General features: G+C 69.5%; 13 protein-coding genes and 1 riboswitch. Of the genes, 4 read left to right on the plus strand and 9 right to left on the minus strand.

Features of this window, described 5'->3' with window-relative positions; translation table 11 throughout:
* On the minus strand, positions 1-1,119 hold a 1,119-nt coding region (gene purH, locus BN10_RS12285), incomplete at its 3' end, for a bifunctional phosphoribosylaminoimidazolecarboxamide formyltransferase/IMP cyclohydrolase (protein WP_084311063.1).
* 40 nt (positions 1,120-1,159) lie between these two features.
* Positions 1,160-1,235, minus strand: a riboswitch (ZMP/ZTP riboswitch).
* 145 nt (positions 1,236-1,380) lie between these two features.
* On the opposite strand from purH, the gene BN10_RS12290 reads away from it, so the two are divergent.
* Positions 1,381-3,069: a DUF2142 domain-containing protein gene (locus BN10_RS12290; RefSeq protein WP_010851575.1), complete on the plus strand. Its 1,689-nt coding sequence runs from the start codon at positions 1,381-1,383 to the stop codon at positions 3,067-3,069.
* Here BN10_RS12290 and BN10_RS12295 read toward each other — a convergent pair.
* Entirely contained in the window at positions 2,981-4,243 is a 1,263-nt protein-coding gene (locus BN10_RS12295) for a polysaccharide biosynthesis C-terminal domain-containing protein (RefSeq protein WP_010851576.1), read from the minus strand. The two genes, BN10_RS12290 and BN10_RS12295, sit on opposite strands and share 89 nt — an antisense overlap.
* Before the next feature lie 82 nt (positions 4,244-4,325).
* Here BN10_RS12295 and BN10_RS12300 point away from each other — a divergent pair, with 82 nt between their 5' ends.
* Positions 4,326-5,420: a glycosyltransferase family 4 protein gene (locus tag BN10_RS12300; protein ID WP_010851577.1), complete on the plus strand. Its 1,095-nt coding sequence runs from the start codon at positions 4,326-4,328 to the stop codon at positions 5,418-5,420.
* The gene (purN, locus tag BN10_RS12305) at positions 5,413-5,991 is read left to right on the plus strand and encodes a phosphoribosylglycinamide formyltransferase (RefSeq protein WP_010851578.1); all 579 of its coding nucleotides are present in this window, start codon (positions 5,413-5,415) and stop codon (positions 5,989-5,991) included. Before BN10_RS12300 ends, purN begins: the two co-directional genes overlap by 8 nt.
* On the opposite strand, the gene BN10_RS12310 is transcribed toward purN, so the two are convergent.
* The 7 genes from BN10_RS12310 to sucC all read right to left on the minus strand — a co-directional run bounded on the left by BN10_RS12310 (position 5,988) and on the right by sucC (position 12,289).
* The gene (locus BN10_RS12310) at positions 5,988-7,031 is read right to left on the minus strand and encodes a glycosyltransferase (RefSeq protein ID WP_010851579.1); all 1,044 of its coding nucleotides are present in this window, start codon (positions 7,029-7,031) and stop codon (positions 5,988-5,990) included. The two genes, purN and BN10_RS12310, sit on opposite strands and share 4 nt — an antisense overlap.
* Positions 7,028-7,444, minus strand: a complete 417-nt coding sequence (locus tag BN10_RS12315) for a DUF2304 domain-containing protein (protein WP_010851580.1) — start codon at positions 7,442-7,444, stop codon at positions 7,028-7,030. Before BN10_RS12315 ends, BN10_RS12310 begins: the two co-directional genes overlap by 4 nt.
* Positions 7,441-8,124 carry a glycosyltransferase family 2 protein gene (locus BN10_RS12320; RefSeq protein WP_010851581.1) on the minus strand — a complete coding sequence of 228 codons (684 nt, stop codon included), beginning with the start codon at positions 8,122-8,124 and terminating at the stop codon, positions 7,441-7,443. The genes BN10_RS12315 and BN10_RS12320 overlap by 4 nt, the downstream gene beginning before the upstream one ends.
* Before the next feature lie 66 nt (positions 8,125-8,190).
* A complete protein-coding gene (locus BN10_RS12325) occupies positions 8,191-8,496 on the minus strand; it encodes a hypothetical protein (protein WP_156917224.1) in 306 nt (101 codons plus the stop codon).
* Positions 8,497-8,844: 348 nt separating this feature from the next.
* On the minus strand, positions 8,845-10,062 hold the full coding sequence (locus BN10_RS12330; RefSeq protein ID WP_010851584.1) for a cell division protein PerM: 1,218 nt from the start codon (positions 10,060-10,062) through the stop codon (positions 8,845-8,847).
* 119 nt (positions 10,063-10,181) lie between these two features.
* Positions 10,182-11,081, minus strand: a complete 900-nt coding sequence (gene sucD, locus BN10_RS12335) for a succinate--CoA ligase subunit alpha (RefSeq protein ID WP_010851585.1) — start codon at positions 11,079-11,081, stop codon at positions 10,182-10,184.
* 23 nt (positions 11,082-11,104) lie between these two features.
* A complete protein-coding gene (gene sucC / locus BN10_RS12340) occupies positions 11,105-12,289 on the minus strand; it encodes an ADP-forming succinate--CoA ligase subunit beta (RefSeq protein ID WP_010851586.1) in 1,185 nt (394 codons plus the stop codon).
* Positions 12,290-12,639: 350 nt separating this feature from the next.
* Here sucC and BN10_RS12345 point away from each other — a divergent pair, with 350 nt between their 5' ends.
* Entirely contained in the window at positions 12,640-13,479 is an 840-nt protein-coding gene (locus BN10_RS12345; protein ID WP_233354315.1) for an esterase/lipase family protein, read from the plus strand.
* The last annotated feature ends 47 nt before the right edge of the window (positions 13,480-13,526 follow it).

The raw sequence follows: 13,526 nt of genomic DNA on the forward strand, positions 1-13,526 counted from the left end.
CGCCAGAGCGGCGGGGAGCCTGACCAGGCGCCGGTTCTTCTTCTCCTTGAGCGCCGCGAGCGCGTCGGCGTCGAAGTCCGGCGCCGCGACGACCTCGGAGAAGGTGTCGTTGAGGGCGCGCGCCATCTCGAGCGTGACGGGCCGGTTGGACGCGACGATGCCGCCATAGGCCGAGACCGGGTCGCAGGCGTGCGCCGCGGCATACGCCTCCTCGATCGACGCGCCCACAGCGATCCCGCACGGGTTTGCATGCTTGATGATCGCGACCGTCGGCTGATCCCCGTGGTCGAGGCTGGCGCGCACCGCGGCGTCGGTGTCGATGTAGTTGTTGTACGACATCTCCTTGCCGTGCAGCACCTCGGCGTTGGCGACCCCATCACGCCAGGAGGTGTAGAGCCCAGCTCGCTGGTGGGGGTTCTCGCCGTAGCGCAGGGTCCCCACCTTGGTCCACGTCGCCCCCATCCAGGCGGGGAAGCCGGTTCCCTCCGAGGTGTCGACATAGGCGTTGCCCATCCACGACGCCACCGCGGTGTCGTAGTCGGCGGTGTGGACGAACGCCTGGGCCGCCAGGAGCTTGCGCTGCTCGAAGGTGAACCCTCCGCCGTGCACCGCCGCCAACACCGACGGGTATGCCGCGGGGTCGACGACCACGGCCACGCTGGGGTGGTTCTTGGCGGCGGCGCGGACCATCGAGGGGCCGCCGATGTCGATGTTCTCGACGACCTGGTCCTGGCTCGCCCCCGAGGCCACCGTCTCCCGGAAGGGGTAGAGGTTGACGACGACCAGATCGAAGGGCGCCACACCGAGGTCCTCGAGTTGGGCCAAGTGATCCGGCTTGCGCGTGTCCGCCAGCAGGCCGGCGTGCACCATCGGGTGCAGGGTCTTCACGCGACCCTCGAGGCACTCCGGAAAACCGGTGAGCTCCTCGACGCGCGTCACGGGCAGTCCGAGACCAGCGATCAGGGCTGCCGAGCCCCCCGTGGAGACGAGCTCCACGCCAGCATCGGCCAAGCCGCGGACGAGGTCCTCGAGGCCGGTCTTGTCGAAGACCGAGATGAGGGCGCGACGCACGGGGCGAACGTCCTGAGTGGGTCCGGGTGGGGTGACCTCGACGGCCATGGGGCTCCAATCGGCGGGCGCAGGGTCGCTGCAGCGTGGGCCGGAGCACCCAGGCGGGCGATGCTCGCGATCGAACTTCCCGGTGGTGATCCACCCTCGCCAGTCGTCGATGGCGAGTCTACCGGTCGGCGCGGCTCGCTCCAGCGCCCGCCCGGCGCGGCCCTGGGGGCCTGGGCGGTCGTGGTCCGGCGTGCCGATCGGGACCGGCAGGGGTGTCGCCGGCCTGCGTGCTAGCCTCGCCGACGACGATGAGGAGTGAGCGTGACCAACCCCCGACGTTGGCGGGCCATCGGCGTCCCCGGAGGCTGGCGGTCCGTGAGCGTGGTCGTCGTCCTCGCGGCAGCCCTCGTCAGCGGCATCTGCTGGTCGCTCGCCTCCCCGATCGGCGCGTCACCTGACGACGACTACCACCAGGCATCCATCTGGTGTCCGGTGCCGCTCAGCGCCGGCGAATGCGGCGTCGAACGCGCTGCGGACGGATCGCTGAAGTCCATCGAGGTCCCCAAGTCGGTCGCCCAGTCCGCCGCCTGCTTTGCCTTCCACCCCGAGGTCTCGGGGAGTTGCACGACACACATCTCCGACACCCAGACCATCCGGACCGACCGCTTCAACAAGGGCGAGTATCCCGGCGCCTACTACCGGGTCATGCACGTCTTCGTCGGGCCGTGGGTGGAGCGGTCCGTCGCGATGATGCGGATCTTCAACGTCGTGCTCGCCGTCCTCCTTCTGGGAGGGTTGGCGCTCGTCGCGAACACCGGCCAGCGGCGTCTGCTCGGCATGGCCCTCCTCGCCCCGATGATCCCCTTGGGGATCTTCCTCACAGCCTCGGTCAACCCCAGCGGTTGGGCCTTTGTCGGGGTCGCCGTCGCTGCCCTGGGTCTGCTCATCGCCGCCGATGCGCAGACACGCACGCGTCACCTGGTCGCCACCGGCATCGCGATCGTCGGCGCCGCCCAAGCGGTCAGCGCTCGCGGCGACGCGGGGCCCTATCTCTGCGTCACGACCGCGGCGGTCGCGATCGCGACGGTGCGTTGGGAGAAGGGCTGGCTCCTCACCCGCCTGCCGGGCTTCGTGGCCATCGGGCTCATCGGGCTGGTGACCTTCGTGACCAACAGCCAGGCCGGCTTGATCGGGTCGACCCCGAACAAGGTCATCGACAAGCCGACCCACCTCTTCTACTACAACCTCACCGAGCTCCCCAACATCCTCATCGGCATGTTCGGGGGCTGGGCGCTGGGCTGGCTCGACAACCCCATGCCCGCCGTGGTCTCGTCCTCGAGCCTGTTCGCCGCGATCTTCGTCATCGTGACCGGCATCCAACGCTTCCCCCTCCGCAAGGCACTCTCGGCGGGACTGATCGCCATCGTCCTGGTGGCCCTCCCGCTCAAGCTTCTCCAACAGCTCGGCGAGAAGGTCGGCTTCTGGGTGCAGCCGCGCTACCTGCTCCCCCTCGCCCCCGTGCTGCTGGCCCTGCTCGCCTATGACCACGTCCATCGGGGAGCCGTGAGGATCACCCGTTCCCAGGCAGTGATCGCTGCCGTTTTCATCAGCCTGGCCAATGCGCTTGGTCTCTACACCACGCTGCGGCGCTACCTCACCGGCCTCGACGGCCCGGTGATTCTCGGACGTGACATCGAGTGGTGGTGGCCCGGCGTCCCGGGCCCTCGCGTCATCTTCGTGATGGGCGCCATCTGTTTTGCGGTCGTGGCCTTCGCCGTGCTGCTGGCCGGCAGTTCATGGCGGCCGACGTCGGCCGTCGATGCACCGTCTGCCGGGCCGGAGGACGCCGGCCCGAGCCAGCGCCGCCTCTGGAAGCGCACCAAGGCAGGACAGTCGACCACGGCGAAGGACAGCGCCGCCCTCACCCCTCCGTCGTCAGTTCCACCGACGGATCGGTCGGACCCACCGGGTCCGCACGCCCCGGAGTCGGAGCAGCCGGTCCGGACCTGAGACCGAGCAGGAAGGCCAGGCCAGCGGTGACGGCGATCCCGGCCGCGAAACCGGCCGTGGCGCCATCGGCTCCCCAGCGTGGGGCGAGGACCAGCAGCGCAGCCAACCCGACGGCCATGCCCGCGAGCGCGGCGCTCGCCTGCTGCCGCTCGCGGCCGGTCCCGAGGAGCAGAGCAGTCGGCAGGACTGCCACCGACGAGACCCCCATGATCACCAGCAGTGCGCGCAGGGTGTCCGCGGCCTCGGGGAACTTGCCGGGGTAGACGAGGTCCAGCAGTTGGGGGGCGATCAGGACCATCGTCCCGAAGAGCAGCACCCAGAGCAGGGCGCTCACGCCGAGCAGGGTGAGCACGTGGCGACGGGCCACCCCACCGGCCGCGGTCCGCGGGGCCGTGGCGAAGTGCGGCACGAGCACGAGCAACAGTGCCTGGGCGATCATGTTGGGCGGTGTGGCCAGCGCCAGTGCCGCGGCGAAAGCGCTGCTCCCCGGCCGGTCGAACCACTCGACACACAGCATGGTGGCCGGCACGAGGGCACCGGTGGCCATCTGCGCCACCGAGTTCGTGACGAGGAACGACCGCAGGGTCCGACGCTCCTCCTCAGTCGCTCCGGCCCGCACGGGACGCGGTCGCGCGAGCAGGGCAAAGGCCAGGTAACCGACGGTGGGAGGCAGCAGCAGGGCGTCCCACCACTGGTGGCTGACGACGAGCCACACGGCGAGCACGGTCAGGACGGCCGTCGCGATGTCGAGAACTGCGGCACGCATCACGCGCCCGGAGCCGATCAGCGCTCCGCGACAGTAGAGGTAGGCGCCATAGCTGAGCACGAGGGCACAGCAGGTGACGATCCCGACCGGCCCGGTCACCGTCGCCGCCACGACGGCCGTCACCAGCGTGAGACCACCTCCGGTCCACAGCATCGCGGTGCTGAGTGCCTGGAGCAGCTCTGGTCCTCGCGGCGCTCCCGCCGGCGCGAACCTGCCCGCGGCGATGCCTGCGGCCGCAGGCCCGAGCAGGGTGAGGAAGACCGAGATCGACAGCAGGGCACTCAGGGTGCCGAGACGGTCGGGAGCCGTGTTGCCCACCCAGGTCGTGTGCAGGAATCTCGCGCCGCCCTGGGCGGCCAGGCCAACCACTCCCAGCAGGGTGGCCCAGGCCAGGTTGCGCGCGGCCACGTGGCACTCCTTCCGCAGGCTCGGCCGGAGGCGTGCCGGACGCTCAGGACTGCTCGGTCCCGCCACATTGTAGGGTCGGCGAGTGCACGTGGTTGACTTCACCACCTTCTACCCTCCGCACGTCGGGGGGGTCGAGGCCTACGCCGCTGCCTTGCACACCGAGTGGCTGCGCCGCCCCGGCTGGCGGGTCACCGTGGTCACCAGCGACCAGGGCGGTCCGACGCCGGAAGAGGGGCGCACGGATGATCGTCTCCGCGTGGTCACCTATCCCTTGTGGGAGCCGGTGAGTGGCTTCGGAAGCCCTCGCGGCCCGATCGGGACCCTGGCCGATCGGGCCCTGGTCGAGCCGCCGGACGTCGTGATCAGCCACACCCGCTTCTATCCGGCCAGTTGGTTGGCCGGACGCTTCGCCCGACGCCATGGTGTCCCCTGGGTGCACGTGGAGCACGGCGGATCGGCGGTCCAGAGTTCGTCGGCCGTCGTGCGCACCGTCGCGTCGTCCTATGACCGGGTCCTCGGAGTCCCGGTGTTGCGCGGAGCCGACCGGGTGCTCAGCGTCTCGGCCGGATCCGCCGACTTCGTGCGCCGGTTGAGCGCAGTGGAGGCCCATGTCGCACGGCGCGGAATGGTCCTGCCACCGACGGCGTGGTCAGCACCGGAGTCACCACGCGCTCTCTTCGTGGGCCGACTGGTGGATGCGAAGGGCACCCACGAGACCGTGACCGCCCTCTCCGGCCTCGGTATGCCGTTGGACGTCGTCGGCGAGGGCCCCGGACGAGAAGCCATGGCCGCCGAGGCCGCACGGCTTGGCATCGAGGCGACCTTCCACGGCGCGGTGCCTCCGGACAAGGTGCAGGAGCGGATGCGGGCCGCCTCCGTGCTCGTCCATCCCAGCCACACCGAAGGCCTCCCGACTGTCGTCCTCGAGGCCGCCGCGCTGGGGATGCCGATCATCGCCAGCGACGTCGGGGGCACCCGCGACATCATCGCCGGCACGGATGACGGGTGGTTGGTCCCATCCCGAGACCCAGCCGCCTTGCGCACCGCTCTCGAGGAAACCTTGGCTGACCCCGCCGCGAGCGCTCGGCGCGGGACGCGCGCGCGGGCAGGCGTCAACGAGCGCTTCAGTTGGGATCAGGTGATCGACGAGATCACCCAGGTGGCCGGCCATGCTTGATGTCGTCGTCCTTGTCTCCGGGTCGGGCACCCTCTTGCAGGCGCTCATCGACGACGTCGCGAGCGGTGGAGCCCCCTACCGACTCGTCGGTGTCGGTTCCGATCGGACCGACATCGCCGGGCTGGCCCGCGCGCGAGCGGCGCGGCTCGAGACCTTCGTGGTCGACGTCGCCGCTCACCCCGACCGAGCCGCCTGGGATGCCGCCTTGTGCCAGGCGATCAGTGACCTGGGCCCCCAGGTCGTCGTGTCTGCGGGTTTCATGAAGATCATCGGTCCGGTGACCTTGGGTCGCCATCGGATTCTCAACACCCACCCAGCCCTACTGCCGAGCTTCCCCGGTGCCCACGCCGTGCGAGATGCCCTGACCCACGGGGTGGTCGTCACCGGCACGACCTGCCACTGGGTCGACGAGGGAGTCGACACTGGGCCGATCATCGATCAGCGCGAGGTGCGAGTGAACCCCGATGACGACGAGGCGTCCCTGCACGAGCGGATCAAGGTGCAGGAGCGACTCATGCTCGTCGACGTCCTGCACCGGATCGCCACGGGAGACCTGCCCGTGCCCTCCTAGGACCCCAGGACGGCCGCTCGCCAGTGCGGCGACCAGGCCTCGAAGGAGTAGTGCTCCGCCACGGCGGCGATACCCTGCCGACCACGGGCCTCGCGCCGAGCGGCGGATTCGGTGATCACCGCTTCCAGCGCCTCGGTCCAGTCTCCACCCGCGGCGACGGCGACCCCGTCGAAGCGTTCCAGGGCCAGGGCATTGGCCCCCACCGGGCTCGCCACCATCGGTAGGCCGGTCGCGGCATACTGCAGGAGTTTGTAGGCGCACTTGCCCCGAGCGTATGCCGTGTCGTCAAGGGGTCCGATCGCGACATCGGCCTCCGACAGAGCGGTCGCGACGGTCGAGAGCGACCAAGGGACCCGGTCGACGAGGTGATCGATCGACGCCAGGCGCGGGTTCGATCCGGGACCACTGATCAGGGTCACGCGGGCACCGGTGCGCGTGTGGAGCCGTCCCAAGTCCGCGGCGAGGGGTTCGAGATAGTGCTCTGTGGCCGGAGAGCCGAGCCAGACGACCCGGGGAGCGGCGGCGAGATCCCAGGAGGTCTTGGCAAGGTAGTCACCCGGCTCGATGCACGACGGGATGATGCGCAGGTCGCGGGCAAACGGCGCAGCGTGTTCGGCGAGGTGATCGTTGCCCACCACCACAACGTCGGCGGCACCCACCATTCGTGCCCACTTCCGGTCGATCCGCATCGCTCGCCGGATCGGTGATCGGTCGGCGAAGATGGCGTCGTCGACGTCATACACGCCGCGCTCGGCTCGGTGAAGCAGGGTCTCCTCGACCTCCCCCAAGGACCACGGGGACGCCTCCCGCGACAGGACGAGCACCTGGGACGGCCACCCTCGTCGGACGCTCGCCTCGGCGCGCAGGATGCGCAGCGGGTGGCGGGCGACGGTCGTTGGGAGCACGTCCGCGGTGCCGGCATACGTGTGCCAGGTCGCCGTGAGTCCTTCGTGGGCGAGCCAGTCCGCGATCCGAACCCGCGGGCTGCCGGCGGTCAGGCGATAGGTGCTGACGGCGTCGATCGAGGGATTGGGGGTCATACCTTGCCGGGTGCGTCGTCTTCGCGATCGTCAGTGACATCGCTGGGCAGTTCGACCGCAGTGGTCGCCCGGTGCACCGAGGGAGGCACCGCTTCGTCGAGCGCCAGCCGACGAGCCAACTTGGTGTAGCGGATGTCGGCGTCTCGCGACCTCTTGAAGGTCGTGGCCATGAAGGAGAAGAAGGCAACCACCAACATGTAGAGGATCAGGTCGGTCCCCCGGCCGACCCCGATGAAGTTGGCCGCCATCGTCCAGGTCTCGGGGAAGAGGATCGACGCCACGGCCAGGACACCGAAGACGAGCAGGGCGATCCGGCGCACTGCCTGGCTGCGCTGCCCGACGCCGCTGAGGAACCGCCAGACGATCGCGCCGGTGGCGGCGATCAGGACCAGCTGAATGATCAGGGTCCTCATCGCCACAACAACTCCGCCAGGATGTTCACGGAGTTCCAGACCGACTGACCCTTGGCCTTGGAGTACTCGGTGTAGAGGATGTGGACGGGCATCTCCTCATAGCGCAGCGGTCGTCCATCGATCGTCATGGACCCGAAGAGGGCGACGATCTCGGAGGCATGGGCCATCCGGTTCTGACGGATGTCGAGACGCTCGACCACGGGACGGCTGAGCACGCGCAGGCCGTTGTGGGCATCGGTGAGCTTGGTGCCGGTCGTGAAGTTCGTGAACGCCGTCGCCATCCGCAGGATCAGGCGCTTGAGTGCACCGGCCTCGATCTGACCTTCGAGGAACCGTGAGCCGAGCACCATGTCGAGGTCGGCCTCGCGCGCTCGCGCCACCATCGCCGACACGTCCGCGACCTGGTGTTGCCCGTCGGCGTCATAGGTCACCGCATACGCCATCTGCGGGTCACTGCGCACGTACTCGAAACCGGTCTGGAGGGCCGCGCCCTGACCCAGGTTGACGGGGTGGCTGACGACCACCGCGCCGCCTCGCTGCGCCGCCGCGACCGAACCGTCGGAGGATCCGTCGTCGACGCAACAGACATTGGGAAAGGTCATCCGGGCTTGCCGAACGACGTCCTCGATGACGGTCTCCTCGTTGTAGAGGGGGATCACGAGCCAGACATCGTCATTCATGGTGCCCCGAGTTTACGGGGACCGGGCCAGTGCACGAGGGCATCTGGCCGTGTCGGGCCCAGTCGGTCAGGAGCAGACCTTGGTCACGGTCGCGGCGAGGCCGTTGTAGGCGGGGTCCCAGTCCATGAACAAGGTGCTCGCCGCCACCGCGTCACGACCCGGGAACTTCTCGGCGACCACCTTGACGGCCTCGACATAGGGCATCGCATCGGCGGGCACCCCGGCGAGCGCAGTGCCGCCGAAGGCGCGGTCGACATCAGCCTGCTCCACGGTGCCCGAGTAGGCCTTGTTCCCGATGGTGCCGACGTTGGCCAGGACAGTGCTGAGCGCCGTGCAGGCCGGCGACCCGGCACCCTGTGCGGCAGCGGTCACGGCCACGCTGGGCGCCGCCCCGCCACCGGGCGGGGTGTAGTTGGTCGTCGGCGCCGGCGCGGCAGCACCTCCGGACGGTGCAGCAGACCCACTTGCGGAGGCGGACTCGCTGGCGGACGCGCTCGCCGACGTCGACGCACTACTGCTGCTCGAAGACTTGGCTGACGGGGAGTCATCACTGCACCCGGCGAGGGCTGCTCCGACGGAGAGGACGCAGGCCATCAAGGTGGCAGTACGCAGGGGCGAAACACGACGATTCATGACTGACTCCATTGGGGAAGAACGATGAACTCACGATAACCGAGGCTGCTGACCGGGCGACGACGCGCTCAGGATGCGGGGGCGTCGTCAACGACGCAGCCGCCAAGCGTCCCAGACGGCGTGCAGGAGGGCACCCACCAGCAACTCGCCGGCCAGCGCCAGCGTCAGCCACCCAGCCGGTGCCCCGACGTCCGACAGACGATAGGCACCGAGCGTGGCCCCGCCCACGAGGTCGAGGGCGCCGATGAGCATCGCGGTCCCCACGGCGGCAGACCCGGCAACAAGCAGTTTGGTGCGCAGGGCCGAGAGCCTGGCCACGCCGGCCAGGGCACGTCGCCCGATGAACCCGCCGCACAGGATCGGCACGATGACGACAAGCACCGTGAACCACGGGAAGGCGCCGGGCTGGGGCAGAGCAGCGAACACGGGCACGAGGGGGAGCAGGCCGGACGAGGATCCGGACCACGTGAGCGAGGCACCGTCGACGACCGAGACACCCGGGCCGGCCAGGAAGGAGAGCGCCCAGAGGGCCAGGTTCGGCAGCGACGCCCCCTGGACCAGCCAGGTCGTCAGGGCTGCCATGGCGCCTCCCCCGATGGCCGTCTGCACGGCGACGACGCGATCCCAGGACAGGGCGACCATGGACACGACCAGCACCGCCCCGATCGCGAGCAGCACGGCGGTGCCCCACAATGCCGGACGCAGTGCTCGGCGTACCCAGACCGGCAGTGCGGACCCGTCCAGACGTGGCCCCAGGAGCCATTCGTCATCGCGCGCTTCGCGGCCCAACGCGACGGCACACGCCAGGAGGGGGACCAGAAGGATCGGACCGACCAGCGTCCAGGACAACGCTGACGCGGGCCCGAGGGTGCTGAGGGCGACAGCGAGGCCGACGCCCGCGGCATACCCACCCCACCAGATGCCGATGAGGCGAAGAACGGGCGCGGCCAGCAGGCCGGCGATCCAACCGTCGGACTCACCCCGGCGGCGCAGCACCCACTGCAGCGACATGAAGGCACCGGCCCAGGGCAGGGCGGCGAGCGCCAGCGGAACGAAGCCCACGGGAGTGGCGGCCAGGTGCAGGCGGGTGCCGCCCAGAGCCAGCCAGAGCGACGAGCCCAGCCCGGCGGCCTGTCCGGGAGTGCCCGGCGAAAGGTTGTCGACCGACCAGATGACAAGGGTGGCGCCAATGACGATGAGCAGACTCGCCATGGCGCCCGCGAGCCCCAGGACGGCAGGCATCCATAGCCGCTGGGGCACCTTCTCGTCGGTGGCGGTGTCGGGAGGATCGGCGAGCAGAGTCATCGCGACCCAGTCTCGCCCGACGGGCCGCGCGAACCCTCGAGCACACGCCGTGGGCCCGCCACCGGATTCGGTGACGGGCCCTCAGTCGTATGCCGGGTGGCCGGCTGGTGCGCGAGGTCTCAGACGACCTCGGAGTCCAGATCACGCATGATGTCGCGCATGAGCTGGGCCGTCTCGGACGGCGTCTTGCCGACCTTGACGCCGGCGGCCTCGAGGGCCTCCTTCTTGGCCTGGGCGGTGCCCGAGGAGCCGGAGACAATGGCGCCGGCGTGGCCCATCGTCTTGCCCTCGGGCGCGGTGAAGCCCGCGACGTAGCCGACGACCGGCTTGGTCACGTTGTCCTTGATGTAGGCCGCGGCCCGCTCCTCGGCGTCGCCGCCGATCTCGCCGATCATGACGATCGCGACCGTCTCGGGGTCGGCCTCGAAGGCCTCGAGGCAGTCGATGTGGGTGGTGCCGATGATCGGGTCGCCGCCGATGCCGACGCCCGTGGAGAAGCCGTAGTCGCGCAACTCGTACATCATCTGGTACGTCAAGGTGCCGGACTTGGAGACCAGACCGATCTTGCCGGGGCCGGCGATGTTGGCTGGGATGATGCCCGCGTTGGACTTGCCGGGGCTGATCAGGCCGGGGCAGTTCGGGCCGATGATCCGGGTGCCCTTGCCGAGGCTGTAGTTGTAGAACTCGGCGGTGTCCTTGACGGCCACGCCCTCGGTGATGACGACGGCCAGGCCGATGCCGGCGTCGATCGCCTCGATGACGGCTGCCTTGGTGAAGGCCGGCGGCACGAAGAGCACGGAGACGTCGGCGCCGGTGGCGTCCATCGCCTCCTTGACGGACCCGAAGACGGGGACGGTGACCTCACCGGGGAAGGCGACCTGCTCGCCGGCCTTGCGGGGGTTGACCCCACCGACGATGTTGGTGCCCGAGGCGAGCATGCGCGTGGTGTGCTTCATGCCCTCGGAGCCGGTCATGCCCTGGACGATGACCTTGGAGTTCTCGGTCAGAAAGATTGCCATGTCTGTGTTCTCTCGTCCTGTGCTCAGTTGGCGGCGGCCAGCTCGGCGGCCTTCTGGGCCGCGCCGTCCATGGTCTCTTCGATGGTCACCAACGGGTGGTTGCGCTCGGCGAGGATGCGCCGGCCTTCCTCCACGTTGTTGCCGTCGAGGCGGACGACGAGCGGCTTGGTGGCCTCGTCGCCCAGGTTGTCCAGAGCCGCCACGATGCCGTCGGCGACGGCGTCACATGCGGTGATGCCACCGAAGACGTTGACGAAGACAGCCTTGACCTGCGGGTCACCCAGGATGATGTGCAGCCCGTTCGACATGACCTCGGCGCTGGCGCCGCCACCGATGTCGAGGAAGTTGGCCGGCTTGGAGACACCACCGGTGTGCTCCTCCCCGGCATACGCGACGACGTCGAGGGTGGACATGACCAGGCCTGCACCGTTGCCGATGATGCCGACATTCCCGTCGAGCTTGACGTAGTTGAGGTCCTTCTCCTTGGCGGCCGCCTCGAGCGGGTCCGCGGCCTCCTTGTCCTCGAGTGCCGCGTGGTCGGGCTGGCGGAAGTCGGCGTTGGCGTCGAGGGAGACCTTGCCGTCGAGGGCGACGATGTCGCCGTCCTCGGTCTTGACCAGCGGGTTGACCTCGACGAGGGTCGCGTCCTCACCCTGATAGACGTCCCAGAGCTTCTCGAGGACGGGCACGATCTTGGCGCCGGTCTCGGCGTCGAAGCCGGCAGCGTCGACGATCTCCTGGGCCTTGGCCGTGTCGATGCCGACGTTGGGGTCCACGGCGATCTTGGCGAGCGCCTCGGGCCGCTCGACAGCGAGCTGCTCGATGTCCATGCCGCCCTCCTTGGAGCACATGGCCAGATAGGTGCGGTTCGCGCGGTCGAGCAGGATGGAGAAGTAGTACTCCTCGGCGATCCTGGCGCCCTGGGCGATCATGACCGTCTTGACGGTGTGACCCTTGATGTCCATGCCGAGGATCTGAGCGGCCAGCTGCTCGGCCTCCTCGGCTGACTTGGCCACCTTGACCCCGCCGGCCTTGCCGCGGCCACCGGTCTTGACCTGGGCCTTGACGACGGTCACGCCGCCGCTCTTGGCGCCGATCTCCTCGGCAGCGGCCCGCGCCTGCTCCGGGGTGGTGGCGACAGCGCCCGCGAGCACGGGCACGCCGTGCTTCTCGAAGACGTCACGTGCTTGGTACTCGAACAGGTCCACGAGCGATCCAGCCTCATTTCTTCAGTCGATGGCAGCAGCGCCGTCCGGCGCACAGCACACGGATTGATCCGGCGGCCAGCCTAGTGGGCGCGCGGAGCCCGGTGTGCCGTGAGGAGCTCGCTGAGGGACATCTCACGGCCGAGCGGCGCCGTTCGCGCGCCCTGCGGCACCTGCGCGGGTGCCCGAATTGGCCAGCCCGGATCGCTGACAAGCGCTCGCGAGGGGGCTACCCTGACGAGGCCATGCCCAGTCATCGACGACATGCAGTCCCGTCAGGGACGGCCCCCCTCGGGCACTTCGAGGTCGATGGCGCATCACGTCGCGGGGGTCTGCGCGGCGCGATCGGCCACTTGGCGAGCCTCGTCACCACTCCGCAGGTCATCCTCGGCTCGGCCATCGAGGCCGCATGGGTGGCGACCCATCTGCTCACCTATCCGCTCGGCCACCTCGGCGGCCGGGGTTCGCACCGCACGGACTACCGGATCGAGCACCTGCCACCGATCCAGCGGGGCCTGCTCCTGCACCATCTGGAAGCGGCGGGGACACCGATCCTGCTGGTGCACGGGTTGATCGACAACCGGTCGATCTTCACGCTCCTGCGGCGCGGGTTGTCCCGGCGCGGCTTCGGCTCGATCTTCGCGATGAACTGGTCCACCCTGACCACTGATCTGCGCCGCGCCGCACTCGACCTGGGCGCCGAGGTGGAGGCGATCGTCGCCGAGACCGGCTATGAGCGCATCCACATCGTCGGGCACAGCCTCGGTGGCCTGATCGCCCGCTACTACGTCACTCGCCTCGGCGGGGACGAGCGGGTCCACACCCTCGTGACGGTCGGCACCCCCCACGGCGGGACGTATGCCGCCTATGCCGTGCCGCTGCGCGTCATCACCCAGATGAGGCCGGGCAGCGCCTTCCTCGAGGAATTGGATGCACCCGTGCCAGGGTGTCGGACGCGCTTCATCACCTATTGGTCCGACGCCGACCAGGTCGTCCTCCCCCAGCGCAACGGCGCCCTGCGCCACCCTGACCTGGCCGGGCGCAACATCAAGCTCCATGGGGTCGGCCACATCTCGATGCCGATCGTGGGAACTGTGGTGCAGGGCATCTCCGAGGCGCTGGCCCAGCTGGACCACGAGGGCCACACGACCCGCGAGGGCGCCACGCCGATCAGTCCGGGCCGACGCGCCTGAGCGGTCGGCCCCATTTCCCAACCCAGTTCGTCGTCCCGCGCCCTCCC

The sequence above is a fragment of the Phycicoccus elongatus Lp2 genome (genome assembly GCF_000367525.1).
In the GTDB taxonomy this organism is placed as follows: domain Bacteria; phylum Actinomycetota; class Actinomycetes; order Actinomycetales; family Dermatophilaceae; genus Phycicoccus_A; species Phycicoccus_A elongatus.

Excerpts from the sequence above, each read along its gene's own strand:
- purN (WP_010851578.1), top strand. The coding sequence starts at position 5,413 with ATGCTTGATGTCGTCGTCCTTGTCTCCGGGTCGGGCACCCTCTTGCAG.
- BN10_RS12310 (WP_010851579.1), bottom strand. The coding sequence starts at position 7,031 with ATGACCCCCAATCCCTCGATCGACGCCGTCAGCACCTATCGCCTGACC.
- BN10_RS12315 (WP_010851580.1), bottom strand. The coding sequence starts at position 7,444 with ATGAGGACCCTGATCATTCAGCTGGTCCTGATCGCCGCCACCGGCGCG.
- BN10_RS12320 (WP_010851581.1), bottom strand. The coding sequence starts at position 8,124 with ATGAATGACGATGTCTGGCTCGTGATCCCCCTCTACAACGAGGAGACC.
- BN10_RS12330 (WP_010851584.1), bottom strand. The coding sequence starts at position 10,062 with ATGACTCTGCTCGCCGATCCTCCCGACACCGCCACCGACGAGAAGGTG.
- sucD (WP_010851585.1), bottom strand. The coding sequence starts at position 11,081 with ATGGCAATCTTTCTGACCGAGAACTCCAAGGTCATCGTCCAGGGCATG.